This window comes from Serratia sp. FDAARGOS_506, from assembly GCF_003812745.1.
In the GTDB taxonomy this organism is placed as follows: domain Bacteria; phylum Pseudomonadota; class Gammaproteobacteria; order Enterobacterales; family Enterobacteriaceae; genus Serratia.
This window is the reverse complement of sequence record NZ_CP033831.1, coordinates 2,678,728-2,694,860: the sequence shown is the minus strand read 5'-3', so window position 1 is coordinate 2,694,860 and position 16,133 is coordinate 2,678,728. Positions and strand designations below refer to the sequence as shown.

15 protein-coding genes, 6 tRNA genes and 1 other RNA gene are annotated in these 16,133 nt (G+C 56.5%); 1 reads left to right on the top strand and 21 read right to left on the bottom strand.

Annotated elements, in window-relative coordinates:
• Window positions 1–10: 10 nt before the first annotated feature.
• From nadA to cydA, 19 genes are all read right to left on the bottom strand, one after another.
• On the bottom strand, window positions 11–1,072 hold the full coding sequence (gene nadA / locus EGY12_RS13100; protein WP_123893986.1) for a quinolinate synthase NadA: 1,062 nt from the start codon (window positions 1,070–1,072) through the stop codon (window positions 11–13).
• A gap of 321 nt (window positions 1,073–1,393) precedes the next feature.
• A non-coding RNA gene (locus EGY12_RS13095) (RtT sRNA) lies at window positions 1,394–1,518 on the bottom strand.
• A gap of 15 nt (window positions 1,519–1,533) precedes the next feature.
• Window positions 1,534–1,609 (bottom strand) — tRNA-Lys (locus tag EGY12_RS13090).
• A 6-nt stretch (window positions 1,610–1,615) separates the two neighbouring features.
• A tRNA-Val gene (locus EGY12_RS13085) sits at window positions 1,616–1,691 on the bottom strand.
• Window positions 1,692–1,727: 36 nt separating this feature from the next.
• Window positions 1,728–1,803, bottom strand: a tRNA-Lys gene (locus EGY12_RS13080).
• Between the two features lie 151 nt (window positions 1,804–1,954).
• Window positions 1,955–2,030 (bottom strand) — tRNA-Lys (locus EGY12_RS13075).
• Between the two features lie 7 nt (window positions 2,031–2,037).
• Window positions 2,038–2,113, bottom strand: a tRNA-Val gene (locus EGY12_RS13070).
• Between the two features lie 131 nt (window positions 2,114–2,244).
• Window positions 2,245–2,320, bottom strand: a tRNA-Lys gene (locus tag EGY12_RS13065).
• Window positions 2,321–2,498: 178 nt separating this feature from the next.
• Window positions 2,499–3,293 carry a cell division protein CpoB gene (cpoB, locus tag EGY12_RS13060; RefSeq protein ID WP_123893984.1) on the bottom strand — a complete coding sequence of 265 codons (795 nt, stop codon included), beginning with the start codon at window positions 3,291–3,293 and terminating at the stop codon, window positions 2,499–2,501.
• Window positions 3,294–3,302: 9 nt separating this feature from the next.
• Entirely contained in the window at window positions 3,303–3,812 is a 510-nt protein-coding gene (pal, locus tag EGY12_RS13055; RefSeq protein WP_025160033.1) for a peptidoglycan-associated lipoprotein Pal, read from the bottom strand.
• A gap of 44 nt (window positions 3,813–3,856) precedes the next feature.
• Window positions 3,857–5,149: a Tol-Pal system beta propeller repeat protein TolB gene (gene tolB / locus EGY12_RS13050; protein ID WP_004939856.1), complete on the bottom strand. Its 1,293-nt coding sequence runs from the start codon at window positions 5,147–5,149 to the stop codon at window positions 3,857–3,859.
• 133 nt (window positions 5,150–5,282) lie between these two features.
• Window positions 5,283–6,506: a cell envelope integrity protein TolA gene (tolA, locus tag EGY12_RS13045; RefSeq protein ID WP_123893982.1), complete on the bottom strand. Its 1,224-nt coding sequence runs from the start codon at window positions 6,504–6,506 to the stop codon at window positions 5,283–5,285.
• An 81-nt stretch (window positions 6,507–6,587) separates the two neighbouring features.
• Entirely contained in the window at window positions 6,588–7,016 is a 429-nt protein-coding gene (gene tolR / locus EGY12_RS13040; protein ID WP_004939859.1) for a colicin uptake protein TolR, read from the bottom strand.
• Window positions 7,017–7,028: 12 nt separating this feature from the next.
• Entirely contained in the window at window positions 7,029–7,712 is a 684-nt protein-coding gene (gene tolQ / locus EGY12_RS13035; protein ID WP_004939862.1) for a Tol-Pal system protein TolQ, read from the bottom strand.
• Entirely contained in the window at window positions 7,709–8,113 is a 405-nt protein-coding gene (gene ybgC / locus EGY12_RS13030; protein ID WP_025160034.1) for a tol-pal system-associated acyl-CoA thioesterase, read from the bottom strand. The genes tolQ and ybgC overlap by 4 nt, the downstream gene beginning before the upstream one ends.
• A gap of 130 nt (window positions 8,114–8,243) precedes the next feature.
• Window positions 8,244–8,540 carry a cyd operon protein YbgE gene (gene ybgE / locus EGY12_RS13025; protein WP_019454032.1) on the bottom strand — a complete coding sequence of 99 codons (297 nt, stop codon included), beginning with the start codon at window positions 8,538–8,540 and terminating at the stop codon, window positions 8,244–8,246.
• Complete coding sequence (cydX, locus tag EGY12_RS13020; RefSeq protein WP_004939868.1) at window positions 8,540–8,653, bottom strand: cytochrome bd-I oxidase subunit CydX; 114 nt, start codon at window positions 8,651–8,653, stop codon at window positions 8,540–8,542. Before cydX ends, ybgE begins: the two co-directional genes overlap by 1 nt.
• Window positions 8,654–8,670: 17 nt before the next feature.
• Window positions 8,671–9,810 carry a cytochrome d ubiquinol oxidase subunit II gene (gene cydB, locus EGY12_RS13015; protein ID WP_015376980.1) on the bottom strand — a complete coding sequence of 380 codons (1,140 nt, stop codon included), beginning with the start codon at window positions 9,808–9,810 and terminating at the stop codon, window positions 8,671–8,673.
• 14 nt (window positions 9,811–9,824) lie between these two features.
• Window positions 9,825–11,393 carry a cytochrome ubiquinol oxidase subunit I gene (cydA, locus tag EGY12_RS13010; protein WP_004939873.1) on the bottom strand — a complete coding sequence of 523 codons (1,569 nt, stop codon included), beginning with the start codon at window positions 11,391–11,393 and terminating at the stop codon, window positions 9,825–9,827.
• A gap of 683 nt (window positions 11,394–12,076) precedes the next feature.
• Between cydA and EGY12_RS13005 the strand changes: the two genes are divergently transcribed.
• On the top strand, window positions 12,077–13,975 hold the full coding sequence (locus tag EGY12_RS13005) for a bifunctional UDP-sugar hydrolase/5'-nucleotidase (protein ID WP_123893980.1): 1,899 nt from the start codon (window positions 12,077–12,079) through the stop codon (window positions 13,973–13,975).
• A gap of 73 nt (window positions 13,976–14,048) precedes the next feature.
• Here EGY12_RS13005 and sucD read toward each other — a convergent pair whose 3' ends face one another.
• Together sucD and sucC are read right to left on the bottom strand one after the other, a co-directional pair.
• Complete coding sequence (gene sucD, locus EGY12_RS13000) at window positions 14,049–14,921, bottom strand: succinate--CoA ligase subunit alpha (RefSeq protein ID WP_004939878.1); 873 nt, start codon at window positions 14,919–14,921, stop codon at window positions 14,049–14,051.
• Window positions 14,921–16,087 carry an ADP-forming succinate--CoA ligase subunit beta gene (sucC, locus tag EGY12_RS12995; protein ID WP_015376978.1) on the bottom strand — a complete coding sequence of 389 codons (1,167 nt, stop codon included), beginning with the start codon at window positions 16,085–16,087 and terminating at the stop codon, window positions 14,921–14,923. The genes sucD and sucC overlap by 1 nt, the downstream gene beginning before the upstream one ends.
• Between the last annotated feature and the right edge of the window lie 46 nt (window positions 16,088–16,133).

Here is a 16,133-nt window from a genome sequence, read left to right as displayed (position 1 = left end):
TTTTGAACGGTTAAGCGTTGCCTTTAACCTGCATCTTAAGCTGAGCGGCGAAATCCAGCATGCGGTTCAGCGGCACCAGCGCCTTCTCGCGTAGCGCGGCGTCCACATGAATTTCATGCTGCGCTCCCCCCTGCTCCAGCCCTTCGGCAATCGCCTTCAGGCCATTCATCGCCATCCACGGGCAATGCGCGCAACTGCGGCAGGTCGCCCCTTCTCCGGCGGTCGGTGCCTCGAACAGCTCCTTTTCCGGACAGGCCTGCTGCATCTTATAAAAGATACCGCGATCGGTGGCGACAATCAGCTGTTGATGCGGCAATGTTTTCGCCGCCTGAATCAGTTGGCTGGTAGACCCCACCGCATCCGCCAGCTCGACCACCGCCTGAGGCGATTCGGGATGCACCAGGATGGCCGCCTGCGGATAAAGCGCCTTCATGCGCCGCAGCGCCTGAGTCTTAAACTCGTCATGCACAATGCAGGCGCCTTGCCAGCACAGCACGTCGGCACCGGTCTGCTTTTGCACGTAGCTGCCCAGATGGCGATCCGGTGCCCAAATGATCTTCTCGCCCAGGCTGTCCAGGTGTTCAATCAGCTCAACGGCGATGCTGGAAGTGACCACCCAGTCGGCGCGCGCTTTGACCGCCGCCGAGGTGTTCGCATAGACCACCACGGTGCGATCGGGATGGCTGTCGCAAAACGCATGAAATTCCTCTTCCGGGCAGCCCAGATCCAGCGAACATTCGGCAAACAGCGTCGGCATCAGCACCTGCTTTTCCGGGCTGAGGATCTTGGCGGTTTCTCCCATGAAGCGTACGCCGGCCACCAACAGCGTGGAAGCCGGATGGGCGCTGCCGAAGCGCGCCATTTCCAGCGAATCCGCCACGCAGCCGCCGGTTTCTTCCGCCAGCGCCTGGATTTCCGGATCGGTATAATAGTGGGCGACCATCACCGCATTGCGCTGCTTGAGCAGGGTTTTGATCTTCTCGCGATAAAAGGCTTTTTCGGCTACGTCCAGCGGTACCGGTTTAGGCGGGAAGGGATACACCGCCGCGTTGACATCAAACATTTCACTCATCGCTGCAATCTCATGCTAGGCTGGGCGCCTGCCGCGTGAATATCGCCTGCCGCAACGCCCTTCGTTTTATATACTAAACAAAATACCTAAAACTGCGCGAAAAGTCCGCTGATATTTTCATATTTGCGCACTTAGTGTTTAATGGATTAAAAACACAGACATTAACCTCACAGAACACAACGGATAATGGCTTGGTAAGGGTTTATTACGTACAGATAAGAGCGGGATGCTGATCGGTGCGGTGTTGAAACGAGAAAGCACCAATGTAGATTACGGTGCTGCAGATGCGAAAAAAGCGCCAAAAGGCGCTTTTCTCTGAATTGGTGGGTCGTGCAGGATAACTCGGCCTTTGGCCTCGCCCTTGCGGGCCATCACCGGAGTGATGTTGTCTCGCTTCGCGAGACTCGAACCTTTAAGGTTCTCATCCTTTACGATTCTCTATCGCAGCCATTCTTAAAGAATGGTGGGTCGTGCAGGATTCGAACCTGCGACCAATTGATTAAAAGTCAACTGCTCTACCAACTGAGCTAACGACCCGCAGTGTGGTGGGTGATGACGGGCTCGAACCGCCGACCCCCTCCGTGTAAAGGAGATGCTCTACCAACTGAGCTAATCACCCACTGCTGTGGTACTGCTATTTTTCACTCTCAAAGAGTGGTGGGTCGTGCAGGATTCGAACCTGCGACCAATTGATTAAAAGTCAACTGCTCTACCAACTGAGCTAACGACCCACTGATGTGGTTTACTGCTGATGGCGAATAGGCTATTGGACCGACTCGCGGAAAACAAGGATGGGGATGTTCAGGACAACTCGACGGGTACTCGACTCGGACCTTTACTTTGCCACATCAAACCGATTCTGAAGCTGCCATTCTTAAAGAATGGTGGGTCGTGCAGGATTCGAACCTGCGACCAATTGATTAAAAGTCAACTGCTCTACCAACTGAGCTAACGACCCATAACAGTGGTGGGTGATGACGGGCTCGAACCGCCGACCCCCTCCGTGTAAAGGAGATGCTCTACCAACTGAGCTAATCACCCACTGTTGTGGTTACTGCTACTTCAGAAATTGGTGGGTCGTGCAGGATGACTCGGCCTTTGGCCTCGCCCTAACGGGCCATCACTTCGTGATGTTATCCTTCCCGATTCCACTTCATTTCTTGCTTCAAAATTGGTGGGTCGTGCAGGATTCGAACCTGCGACCAATTGATTAAAAGTCAACTGCTCTACCAACTGAGCTAACGACCCAATTTCCCTGCCGCTTTAACATCTTGCAAGATGTCTTGGCAACGGCGGCATATATTACTAATTTATCTTGGCAGCGCAACCTAAATTTTTTACTGATACGTTCAACTGCTTGTTCTTCACGCGAATGAGCCCAGAAATCGGTCAAATAGACTAACTTCTGGGCTCATTTTTCTGACTGTTAACCGCCTACGCGACTTTTCGCCTGTTTGGCCGCCGCACTGGTTGGGTACTGTTTAATCACCTGCTGGAACACGGCTTTGGCTTTATCGGCCTGCCCTTTCTCCTGCATGATGATGCCCACCTTGTACATGGCGTCCGGCGCCTTCGGTGATTTAGCGTAATTCTTCACCACCACCGCAAAATAGTAGGCCGCGTCGTCTTTTTTACCCTTGTTGTAGAACAACTGCCCCAGCCAATAGTTGGCATTGGGCTGGTAGGTAGACTTCGGATACTGTTTTACGAAGGACTGAAAGGCGGAAATCGCCTGGTCATACTGTTTTTTTTCCAGCGCCAGAGAAACAGCGGCGTTGTAGTCACTGTTCTCATCACCGCCGCTCGGCGTTGCAGAAGCGGCTGCAGGAGCGCTGCCGCCCGCATCGGAAGATGCGCCTGCGGTAGCCCCACCGGCAGCACCCGCGGCCGCAGAAGCGCTCTGAGCGCCGCCCTGGCTGAGGCTATCCATCTGCTGATAGATTTGCTTTTGGCGTTCAACCACCTGATTCAACTGATACTGGCTTTCCTGGATTTGCCCACGGAGAGAATCAATGTCGCGTTGGTTATCAGAGAGTTGCTGCTGGAGTTGGTTTAAAAGCTGGCCTTGAGCATTGCTGATGCGCTCAAGCGAGGTGACGCGGTCTTCGACCGAGCCGGAGCCGACATTACTGATTGGCGCTTGGGCAGTAGCGGCCCAGGGGGCCGCTACGCCAACCAGTAACGACAGACTCAACAGGTGACGTCTGAAGTTACTGTTCATGCGATTCTCTTAGTAAACCAGAACGGCACGACGGTTTTTAGCATAAGCCGCTTCGTCGTGGCCCAGTACTGCTGGTTTTTCTTTACCGTAAGAAACGATAGAGATCTGGTCAGCGGAAACGCCTTTACCCTGCAGGTACATTTTAACGGCGTTAGCACGGCGCTCACCCAGAGCGATGTTGTATTCCGGCGTGCCGCGTTCGTCAGCGTGGCCTTCAACAGTCACTTTGTAAGACGGGTTGTTACGCAGGAATGCAGCGTGCGCGTCCAGCATCTGAGCGAATTCGGAGCTTACGTCATACTTGTCCAGGCCGAAGTAAACGATGTTGTTCTTCTGCAGTTCTTGCATCTGCAGACGAGCTTGTTCTTCGGAAGACAGGTTGCTGCTGCCGTTTTCCATACCAGTGCCAGCGCCCATACCAGATTGGTCGTTGTTTGCGCTTTTGTTAGAACTACAAGCTGCTACAGCCAGAACTGGCAGTGCCAGCAGAAGCCCTTTCAGCACTTTGTTCAGTTGCATTTCTTTGATCCTTTTATAGTTTGCCATACATATTTACACATGCATCACAGATACGGCGACCAGGCAGGGAATTTGACCTGTCCATCAGTTGCCGGAAGACGCGCTTTGAAACGCCCATCAGTTGACACCAACTGCAACACGGAGCCCATACCTTGCGTGGAGCTATAGATCACCATGGTGCCGTTTGGCGCAATACTAGGCGTTTCATCCAGGAAGGTGCCGGTCAAAACCTGAACGGCGCCCGATCCAAGATCTTGTTTGGCGATGTGTTGTGCACCACTGTTGGTGCTCACCATCACCAGGAATTTACCATCGGAGCTGACTTCAGAATCCTGGTTCTGAGAGCCTTCCCACGTCAGACGTTGTGCGGCACCGCCGCTGGCGCTGATTTTATAAATCTGTGGACGCCCGCCCTGGTCGGAGGTAAACGCCAGAGACTGGCCATCCGGGAACCAGGTCGGTTCGGTATTGTTGTTGCGCCCATCGGTCAGCTGCGTGATCTGGCCGGATCCGAGGTTCATCACGTACAGGTTCAGGCTGCCGCTCTTGGACAGCGCGAACGCCAGCTTGCTGCCGTCCGGCGAGAACGCCGGCGCACCGTTGTGGCGCGGGAACGAGGCGATCTGGCGGATAGCGCCGTTAGCCAGGGTCTGCACCACCAGCGCGGAACGGCCGCTCTCGAAGGTCACGTAAGCCAGTTTGCTGCCGTCCGGCGACCAGGCCGGCGACATCAGCGGCTCAGGCGAACGGTGCACCGTGAATTGGTTGTAACCGTCGTAATCCGCTACGCGCAGCTCATACGGGAATTTCCCGCCGTTGGTCTGCACTACGTAGGCGATACGGGTACGGAACGCGCCCTTGATGCCGGTCAGCTTCTCGAACACTTCGTCGCTGGCGGTATGGGCAGAATAACGCAACCACTGTTTGGTCACTTTATACTGGTTCTGCGCCAATACGGTGCCCGGCGAACCCGAGGTGTCCACCAGCTGGTAGGAGATCAGGTAGCTGCCGTCTGCGCCAGGTTGAACCTGGCCGACAACCACGGCGTCGATGCCCAGCGCAGTCCAGGCCGCCGGCGTCACTTCAGACGCAGAGGTCGGTTGCTGCGGCATGCGCGCCACGTCGATCGGGTTGAATTTGCCGCTGTTGCGCAGATCCGCACCGACAATCTTGCCGATATCTTCCGGCGGCGTGCCTGGGCCCGCCCATTTAAACGGCACCACGCCAATCGGACGAGCGGAGTCGACCCCCTGGGTGATTTCAATGCGAACTTCCGCGTGCAGCACGGACGCCCACAGAATTAAAAAACCTAGCGCTACTCGAAATGCCTGCTTCATCTCATCTCCCTTATCCAGGCGGGATGCCTGCGATAAATTAGCAGAATTTTAACAAACCAACTTACGTAAAACTACATAATCCCTGTTGGTTACCTTAGTACATCCCTGTGATATTACTCAGCTCAAACAACCATTATTGCGGCTTGAACGTAAGGGGAGCATTCTTAAACACCTCATACACCGCCTGACTTGGCGGTTTCGGGATCCTCGCCTGTTTCGCTGCGGCTATCGCCGCCTGACACAGTGCCGGATCGCCCCCTTCAGATTTCACGTCTATCAGTAAACCGTCCGGCGCCAGCTTGATTCGCAGGTCACATTTACGGCCCTTGTACAGATCCGCATCGTAGAACTTGCTTTGAATCGCAGCGGTAATCTGGCCAAGATAGCCATTGATTTCCGCCCCGCTGGCGCCAGCCGTCTTGGCGTTGCCTTGCCCAGCCGGTTTGCCGTCGCCCTTCTGCTTACCGCCGCCTTTCGGCGCGTTCTTGCCGTCCGCCAGGCCGCCAAACAGATCGTCGACTTCCGCCGATTGCTTCGCGGCATCGGCAGCGGCCTTCTTCTTCTCTGCTGCAGCTTTTTTGGCTGCCGCAGCTTTCTCAGCGGCGGCGGCTTTCTTCTCTGCCTCAGCGGCAGCCTTCTTCTCGGCTTCCGCTGCGGCTTTTTTCTCGGCTTCAGCGGCCGCTTTCTTCTCCGCGGCCTCTGCGGCTTTTTGCTCTGCGGCGGCAGCCGCGGCTTTCTTCGCCTCTTCCGCCTGTTTCTTGGCGGCGGCAGCGGCGGCCGCTTCTTTTTTGGCTTCCGCTTCGGCTTTCTTCTGCGCGTCCGCCTGCGCCTTGGCTATCTTGTCCGCTTCGGCCTTCGCCTTGGCGGCAGCGGCTTCGGCGACTTTTTGTTGCTCTTTGGCCTTGGCGGCGGCAGCTTCCGCCGCTTTTTGCTGCTCGGCGGCCTGTTTCTGCTGCTCTGCCGCCTTCTGCTGTTGCTCCGCCTGCGTTTTAGCTTGCTGCGCCGCTTTCTCCTGCGCCGCCAAACGCTCTTTCTCCAGCTCTTTCAGGCGCTGCTGCTGCTCCGCCTGCTTCTGCTGAAGCTCTTCGGCCTGTTGCTCCGCTTTTTTCTGGCGCTGCTTCTCGGCACGCTGCGCATCGTTGCTCTGCTGCTGCTGGCGGTTGTACTGCTCCACCACGGCGCCGGGATCGACCATCACCGCGCCCACTACGGAACCGTCGCCACCGCCACCGGCGCTCATGTCGACCTTTTCCTGCAGCGATCCCCAAATCAGCAGGGCAATCAATATGAAGTGCAGAACGACCGAAACAATAACGGCGCGGTTCAGCTTATCGTTTTGCTCAGTTGCCTTTACCAAAATAGATTCCCAAAAACTGGTGTTGCTTATACGGGGTTCCTGGGCCGCAGCGCAGGAACCGGGTTGCCGTTCGCCTTACGGTCAGATCGGCTGGGTCATCAGCCCCACGGAAGCCACGCCCGCCTGATGGAGAATATTCAATGCCTTGATAATCTCATCGTAAGGGACTTCCTTCGCACCGCCGATCAAAAAGACCGTTTTCGGGTTAGCCGCCAAACGCGACTTGGCTTCGGCCGCGACTTGCTCTGGCGGCAGCAGCTCCATACGGTTGTGATCCACCACCAGGGTGTATTGACCTACGCCGGAAACCTCGAGGATCACCGGCGGATTGTCATCGCTGGACACCGTTTTGGAATCGGTGGCGTCCGGCAGGTCAACCTCCACGCTCTGCGTGATGATTGGCGCGGTTGCCATAAAGATCAGCAGCAGCACCAGCAACACGTCGAGCAGCGGAACGATGTTAATTTCGGACTTCAGCTCGCGCCGACTACGTCCACGTACTCTCGCCATGCTACCTCCTACTTATTTGCTGTCGCTGGAGAAGGCCTGACGATGCAGAATAGCGGTGAACTCTTCCATAAAGTTGTCGTAATTCTGCTCAAGCTTGTTGACGCGCTGGTTGAGACGGTTGTAGGCCATTACCGCCGGGATGGCAGCGAACAGACCGATCGCGGTGGCGATCAGCGCTTCGGCGATACCCGGCGCCACCATCTGCAGCGTGGCTTGCTTCACCGCGCCCAGCGCGATAAAGGCGTGCATGATCCCCCACACGGTGCCGAACAGGCCGATATACGGGCTGATCGAACCGACGGTGCCGAGGAACGGAATATGGGTTTCCAGCGTTTCCAGCTCGCGGTTCATCGAAATGCGCATCGCGCGCGACGCCCCTTCGATCACCGACTCCGGCGCATGGTTGTTGGCGCGGTGCAGGCGGGCGAACTCCTTGAACCCGGAATGGAAGATCTGCTCGGAACCGGTCAGGCTATCGCGACGCGCCTGACTTTCCTGGTACAGACGGGAAAGCTCGATACCGGACCAGAATTTGTCTTCAAAGGCTTCGGCGTCACGCGTCGCCGCATTGAGGATGCGGGTGCGCTGAATGATGATCGCCCAAGAGGCTACCGAGAAGCATATCAAAATCAACATGATAAGCTTAACCAGCAGGCTCGCCTTCAAGAATAAATCTAGGATGTTCATGTCAGTCACTGCTTAAACTCCGCGACAATAGACTTAGGAAGCGCTCTTGGCTTCATTTGGTGTGGATCAATACAGGCAATCAGAACATCTGCCTGGCTCAGTAGGGCCCCGTCAGAATTGACAATGCGTTGAGCAAACGTGAGAGAAGCCCCGCGCAGACAGGTGATTTCGCTCTGGACTTCCAGTTGCTCGTCGAGACGAGCCGGAGCCAGATAATCCACCGTCATGCGCCGGACGACAAAAGCGACTTGTTCACTGAGCAGCTGCTGTTGATGAAAGTTGTGCTGACGCAGCATCTCTGTGCGCGCTCTTTCAAAAAAGGCGACGTAGCGGGCGTGATAGACCACACCACTGGCATCGGTATCCTCGTAGTAAACGCGAACCGGCCATCGAAACAACGTATTACTCACTCTACTTCCCAGCAATGCAATTTAACGCTGCTACTATACGCAAGACGGATCGGGTTGGGAATGGGTTACAAGATGGGAATGAAAATAATTATGGGCCGTGAGGGCCCATAACGTGGGGACATCGGGGAGATTATAAAGAAACGTAAAGTAATCCTGCGCACAGGATCACAATTGCGGGAAGTGGCGCGAAAAAAGCGCGCCAGACGCTGCGCTGCGGGCGGAATCCAAAACCGTGGATCACCCCGGCGCACACCGCCCAAATCAGTAACAGTCCTTCCCAAATCTCCAACGAGCTGGTTTTGGCGGCGAAACGCGTCGGATCCCAGAACACGCACCCCGCCAAAATCAACGCCAGCACCAGGGAAAGGGCCCGGATCGGGCCCTTGTCAGTGACAGCGTACAGCTTGTCAATCACGGAAGAGCTCATCACTTACCGTCTTGTTGAGCTTTGGTCGCTTCGCTCTGCTCAAGCGCCAGCGCCGTGATGATGCCGAAGGCGCAGGCAAGAAGCGTTCCGAGAATCCAGGCAAAATACCACATGGTTTAGCTCCTTATCCTTAGTACAGCGAATGCTTGTTGTTTTCGATGTAGTTCTTGTCGAGACGACCGAACATTTTGTAGTACGACCAGCTGGTGTACGCCAAAACGATAGGTACGAAGATCGCCGCCACGACGGTCATCACTTTCAGCGTCAACAGGCTCGAGGTCGCGTCCCACATGGTCAGACTGACGTTAGGCACGGTGCTGGACGGCATCACGAACGGGAACATGGTGACCCCGGCAGTGAGGATGACGCAGGCGATGGTCAGCGACGAGGTGACGAACGCCAGCGCGCCTTTCTCCAGACGCGAGAACAGGATGGTGAACAACGGCAGCACCACGCCCAGCGCAGGCAATGCCCACAGCAGCGGATACTTGTTGAAGTTGATCAGCCATGCGCCGGCCTGATGCGCCACTTCTTTGCGCAGCGGGTTGGATTCCGCCATGGTATCCAGCGCCGAAGTGATCACGTAGCCATCGATGCCTTTAACAAGCCACACGCCCGCCAGCAGGAAGCACACCGCCATGATCAGCGTTGCAATTTGCGCCGCGGCGCGTGACCGCAGGTGGATCTCGCCGGTGGTACGCATCTGCAGGTAGGTCGCGCCCTGCGTGACCAGCATGGTCAGACTGACTACGCCAGCCAACAGACCGAACGGATTCAGCAATTGGAAGAAGTTGCCGGTGTAGAACAGGCGCAGGTACTCGTCCACATGGAACGGCACGCCCTGCAGCAGGTTGCCGAACGCCACGCCGAACACCAACGCAGGCACGAAGGAACCGATGAAGATGCCCCAGTCCCACATGTTGCGCCAGCGGCTGCTCTCCAGCTTGGAACGGTAGTCAAAACCGACCGGGCGGAAGAACAAGGCGGCCAGCACCAGGATCATGGCGACGTAGAAGCCGGAGAAGGCCGCTGCGTACACCATCGGCCAGGCGGCGAACAACGCGCCGCCGGCGGTGATCAGCCACACCTGGTTACCGTCCCAATGCGGGGCGATGGAGTTAATCATCACCCGGCGCTCGGTATCGGTTTTACCGATGATGCGCACCAGGATGCCGACGCCCATGTCGAAACCGTCGGTGACGGCGAAGCCGATCAGCAACACGCCAACCAGCACCCACCAGATAAATCGCAGTACTTCATAGTCAAACATACGTGGACTCCTGTTTAGCGCGCTTCCTGCACGGCGGCAGTCGGTTGTTCAAAGTGGTAGCGGCCGGTTTTCAGGCTGCTTGGACCCAGACGCGCAAACTTGAACATCAGGTACATTTCAGCCACCAGGAACAGGGTGTACAAGCCGCAAATCAGCCCCATCGAGAACAGAATGTCGCCCGCGGTCAGCGAAGAGTTGGCGACTGCGGTCGGCAGCACCTCACCAATCGCCCACGGTTGACGGCCGTATTCTGCTACGAACCAGCCGGCTTCCACCGCGATCCACGGCAGCGGCAGGCCATACAGCGCCGCACGCAACAGCCATTTTTTCTGGCCGATGCGACCGCGCACCACGCTCAGGAAGGACAGGCCGATAATCAGCAGCATCAGCACGCCACAGGCCACCATGATGCGGAAGGCGAAGTACAGCGGTGCCACGCGTGGGATAGAGTCCTTGGTCGCCTGCTGGATCTGCGCTTCCGTCGCGTCGCTGACGTTCGGGGTATAGCGCTTCAGCAGCATGCCGTAGCCCAGGTCTTGCTTGGTTTTATTGAATTCCGCACGCACCGCAGGATCGGTATTGCCGCCGCGCAGCTCTTCCAGCAGCTGGTAGGCTTTCATGCCGTTGCGGATGCGCACTTCATGCTGCGCCAGCAGATCTTTCAGGCCGGTAACCTGAGTGTCCGTGGAGCGGGTGGCGATCAGGCCAAGCGCATACGGGATCTGAATAGAGAAGGAGTTTTCCATCTTGTCCTGATCGGGAATGCCGAACAGGGTGAAGGATGCCGGCGCCGGCTGGGTGTCCCACTCCGCTTCGATGGCGGCCAGTTTGGTTTTCTGTACGTCGCCCATTTCGTAGCCGGATTCGTCACCCAGCACGATCACGGACAGCACCGCAGCCATACCGAAGCTGGCGGCGATGGCAAAGGAGCGTTTGGCGAAAGCGATGTCGCGGCCTTTCAGCAGGTAGTAAGCGCTGATGCCCAGCACGAACATGGCGCCGGTGGTGTAGCCCGCAGCCACGGTGTGAACGAATTTCACCTGCGCAACCGGGTTAAGCACCAGCTCGGAGAAGCTGACCATCTCCATGCGCATGGTTTCGAAGTTGAAATCCGAAGCGATCGGGTTCTGCATCCAGCCGTTGGCGACCAGGATCCACAGTGCGGACAGGTTGGAGCCGAGGGCCACGAACCAGGTTACCGCCATGTGCTGCACCTTGCTCAGACGATCCCAGCCGAAGAAGAACAGGCCGACCAGCGTCGATTCAAGGAAGAACGCCATCAGACCTTCGATAGCCAGTGGGGCCCCGAAGATATCGCCGACGTAGTGAGAGAAATACGACCAGTTAGTCCCGAACTGGAACTCCATGGTCAAACCGGTGGCCACACCCAGAGCAAAGTTAATCGCAAATAACTTTCCCCAGAATTTGGTCATGTCTTTATAGATTTGTTTGCCAGACAGGACATATACCGTTTCCATAATTGCCAGCAAGAACGCCATACCGAGCGTTAATGGGACAAATAAGAAATGGTACATCGCCGTTAAAGCAAACTGTAAGCGCGACAGTTCGACAATATCAAACATCTTGACTCCTTGCTCCTCGCAGGAAGACTCCGACACGCGGTTATCGGCACGCTTCTTTCAAAGCCGCCAGTAACGCCCCGCAGTGAATGCCCTTAAACACAACAAATTTGATCCAGCTTCTCCGCTTTCAACCGCACACTCGGCCAATAGCCCCTCGGGCCGCCGACAAGCACGCCACTGAAAACCGACAACGGGTAACAAATGCAACAAGATCAACCATCCATAATCACAACATGGATGATACTCGCCCAATCCCACACAATAAATAGGTTTTTACGTGACGTGGGTTAGACTTTTGGTTACAGGTCAAATCTTAGCCGAAAGAGGTACTTCGGGCTAATTTGATCTGAGACAATTTAAGCCTATCCGCATCTTATTTCCATATTCATCAGCACATTTCGCATAATTTTCTTAGGGGTATGTTGCGCAATGGTTTAATTGTTTTTTAATGATATTTTTGTGTTAAATAAATGTAATTTAAAAGAGCCGCCATTGTATTATTACGCGCTTATTATGCGACATAATTAACCTTTTATTTCCAATAAGCCGTGACAGTGATAGCAGTCACAAAACAACAAATCTCTCTCCAATATTAGTCTATTTCTCGCGATGGGATCGTAAAGGTTGCTATTTTGTAGCAAAATGACCACTTATGTTAAAATTGCATTGAGTGACAATAACTTATGAAAAAAATCATCTTTGCCTCTGTTTTGGGACTCTCGGGAAACGTCATGGCCGCCGAAACGGTTAATATCACCCTGCTGGGCACCTCCGATCTGCACGGCACCTTCGTGCCCTGGGACTACGCCAGCGACACGGAAAATCTGGCGGGCAGCCTGAGCCAGATAGCCACTCAGGTCAAAAAGGTACGGGCCGAGCAGCCCAACCTAATCCTGGTGGACGCCGGCGACACCATTCAGGGCAACTTTGTCGAAACCTTCAAACATGAGGCCGTCAGCCCGATGATGCTGGGCCTCAACGCGCTCAATTACGATGTCTGGGTGATGGGCAACCACGAGTTCGACTTCGGCCTGCCGGTGCTGGCCACCCCGCTCAAGCAGTTCAAAGGCGCGGCGTTGGCGGGTAATATCGTTTGGGACAACGGTAAACCCTATCTGCCCGCCTACACCATCGTCGAACGCCAGGGCGTGAAAATTGGCATTATCGGCATGGACACGCCGATGACCGCCGAATTCGCCAAGGGCACCGACCGCATCAAAGGACTGAATTTCACCGATCCGGTGCAGGCGGTGAAACAGGTCATCAGGCAAATCGACGGCCAGGTCGACGCCATCGTGCTGGTGGCGCATATGGGCATCGACAACGAAAACCAGCGCCCCGGCACCGGCGTGGCCGACATCGCCAACGCCAACCCGGAGCTGGCGGCGATCGTCGCGGGGCACATGCATGTGAAGATCGACAAAGCGGTGGTTAACGGTGTCATCATCACCGAGCCGGATAAATACGGCCGCGCGCTGTCGCGTATCGATCTTCAGTTTGAACGCCGCGACGGCAAATTCACGCTGATTGACAAAAACAGCTACACCTATCCGATCAAAGAGCTGGCGCCGGACAGCGCCATGCAAGCGCTCTACCGGCCGTACCATGACATTTTGCGCGCCAACGCCAACCGGGTCGTGGCGAAGCTGAGCGGCAGCGATCTGGTGCCCGCCGACGAATTCCGCGGCATTCCTCAGGTGCACGTGCAGGATACCGGCATCAGCGCGCTGTTCCAGCAGGCCGCCCGCCACTATGCGCCGCTGGCGCAGGTGATCGCCCTGCAGATCGACAACGATCGCGCCAAGCTGGACGTTGGCGACATCAAGGCCAAGGATATTGCCTTTAACTATCAATACGCCGGCGGCGAGATCACCGTGTATCAGCTCAACGGCAAAGCGCTTAAACGCTACATGGAGTGGTCCGCCGGCTACTTCAATCAGCTGCAGCCGGGCGATGTCACCTACAGCTTTAACCCGGCGCGACGTTCGTCCAAATATTCCACCAACGATTTCTTCGACGGCGTCACTTACACCATCGACCTGCGCCAACCCGCCGGCTCGCGCATCGTCGATCTGCGCCTGGCTGACGGCACGCCGGTCACCGACGATATGCCGATCCGTCTGGGCATGAACAGTTATCGCATGGGCCACCTGACGCAACAGGGTGGCGCGCTGGAGGGGCAATCCTTCCCGGTGCTGTTCGACAGCAAAGCGCAATACGGTGAAGAAGAAGGCACCATTCGCCACCTGACTCTTCGCTACCTGACGGAGGTCAAACACGGCCACTATCAGGGCGTGCCACCGCAGCGCTGGAAGCTGATCGGCATGGAAGGTTACGAACCGCAGCGGGCGATCGTCAAACGGCTGCTCAATGAGGGCGCTATCCAGGTGCCGACCACCGACGACGGCCGCTACACCAACGTCGCATCGATCAACGTCAAAGACGCGCTGTTCCGCAACACCGACGATTATCGCACCGCCCTCACCTCGCTGGAGCAACAGCGCCAAGCCGCTAGGGATCCGGTGCAACAGCGTCGCCTGCAGGATCGGATCGTATTGATCAAGGCGCTCAACGACTTCTGATCTTCGCCCCATAAAAAAGGCCACCCAATGGGTGGCCAAACATGTCGAGATATTGTTATTTCGTACTAAATTCTTAGCGCTTCAGCACCGCTTTTACCGCGTCGCCGATGTCCGCCAGGCTGCGAACGGTTTTCACGCCGGCTGCTTCCAGCGCAGCGAACTTCTCGTCCGCCGTGCCTTTGCCGCCTGCGATGATGGCGCCCGCGTGGCCCATACGCTTGCCTTTCGGCGCGGTCACGCCGGCGATGTAGCCGACAACCGGTTTGGTAACGTGTTCTTTGATGTAAGCTGCCGCTTCTTCTTCAGCGCTGCCGCCGATCTCGCCGATCATCACGATCGCTTCGGTCTGCGGATCCTGCTGGAACATCTTCAGGATATCGATGAAGTTGGAGCCCGGGATCGGGTCGCCGCCGATACCCACGCAGGTGGACTGGCCCAGACCGGCATCGGTAGTTTGTTTCACCGCTTCATAGGTCAGGGTACCGGAGCGGGAAACGATGCCCACTTTGCCCGGCAGGTGGATGTGGCCAGGCATGATGCCGATTTTGCACTCGCCTGGGGTGATCACGCCTGGGCAGTTCGGCCCGATCATGCGCACGCCGGCTTCGTCCAGCTTCACTTTCACGGTCAGCATGTCCAGGGTCGGGATGCCTTCGGTGATGGTGATGATCAGTTTGATACCGGCATCGATCGCTTCCAGAATGGAGTCTTTGCAGAACGGTGCTGGAACGTAGATGACGGAGGCGGTAGCGCCAGTCGCTTCAACCGCTTCGCGCACGGTGTTGAACACCGGCAGACCCAGGTGCTGAGTGCCGCCTTTGCCCGGGGTGACGCCGCCAACCATTTTGGTGCCGTAAGCGATAGCTTGTTCGGAGTGGAAAGTCCCCTGGCTACCGGTGAAGCCCTGGCAAATTACTTTGGTGTTCTTATCGATTAAAATGGACATTATTTACCCTCCACTGCTGCAACAACTTGCTGAGCCGCATCAGTCAGGCTGGTCGCAGCAATGATATTCAGGCCGCTGTCCGCCAGTTTCTTGGCGCCCAGTTCGGCGTTGTTCCCTTCCAAGCGCACCACCACCGGGACGTTAACGCCCACTTCGGCCACTGCGCCGATGATGCCGTCGGCGATCAGATCGCAACGTACGATACCACCGAAGATGTTAACCAGAACTGCTTTCACCTTGTCGTCAGACAGGATGATTTTGAACGCTTCGGTCACGCGCTCTTTGGTCGCGCCGCCGCCAACGTCCAGGAAGTTGGCCGGTTCGCCGCCGTGCAGTTTAACGATGTCCATGGTACCCATCGCCAGACCGGCGCCGTTAACCATGCAGCCGATGTTACCGTCGAGGGCAACGTAGTTCAGTTCCCACTGAGCCGCACGGGATTCGCGCTCGTCTTCCTGGGAAGGGTCACGCATTTCACGCAGTTCCGGCTGGCGGAACAGGGCGTTGCCGTCGGCGCCCAGTTTGCCGTCCAGGCATACCAGATCGCCCTGCTTGGTGATCACCAGCGGGTTGATCTCAACCATCGCCAGATCGCGCTCCAGGAACAGCGTCGCCAGGCCCATGAAGATCTTGGCGAACTGGCTGACTTGCTTACCGGTCAGGCCCAGTTTGAAGGCCAGCTCACGGCCCTGATAAGGCTGTGGGCCCGCCAGCGGATCGATGGTCATTTTGTGGATCAGTTCAGGGGTTTCTTCCGCCACTTTCTCGATTTCCACGCCGCCTTCGGTAGACGCCATGAACACGATACGACGGGTCGCGCGGTCTACGACGGCGCCCAGATACAGTTCCTTATCGATGTCGGTCGCCGCTTCAACCAGGATCTGGTTAACCGGCTGGCCCAGCGCGTCAGTCTGGTAAGTCACCAGACGCTTGCCCAACCAGGCTTCCGCGAAAGCACGGATATCTTCTTTGCTGTTGACGACTTTAACGCCGCCCGCTTTACCGCGGCCGCCAGCATGAACCTGACATTTCACCACCCACGGGCCGGAGCCGATTTTGGATGCGGCTTCTTCTGCTTCACGCGGAGTGGTACAGGCGTAACCGGTTGGTGCCGGCATGCCATACCGAGCAAACAGCTGTTTTGCCTGATATTCGTGTAAATTCATGATGTTCTATCCATTCAGTTCTGAAGGTTTTTAGCCGGACCATTAT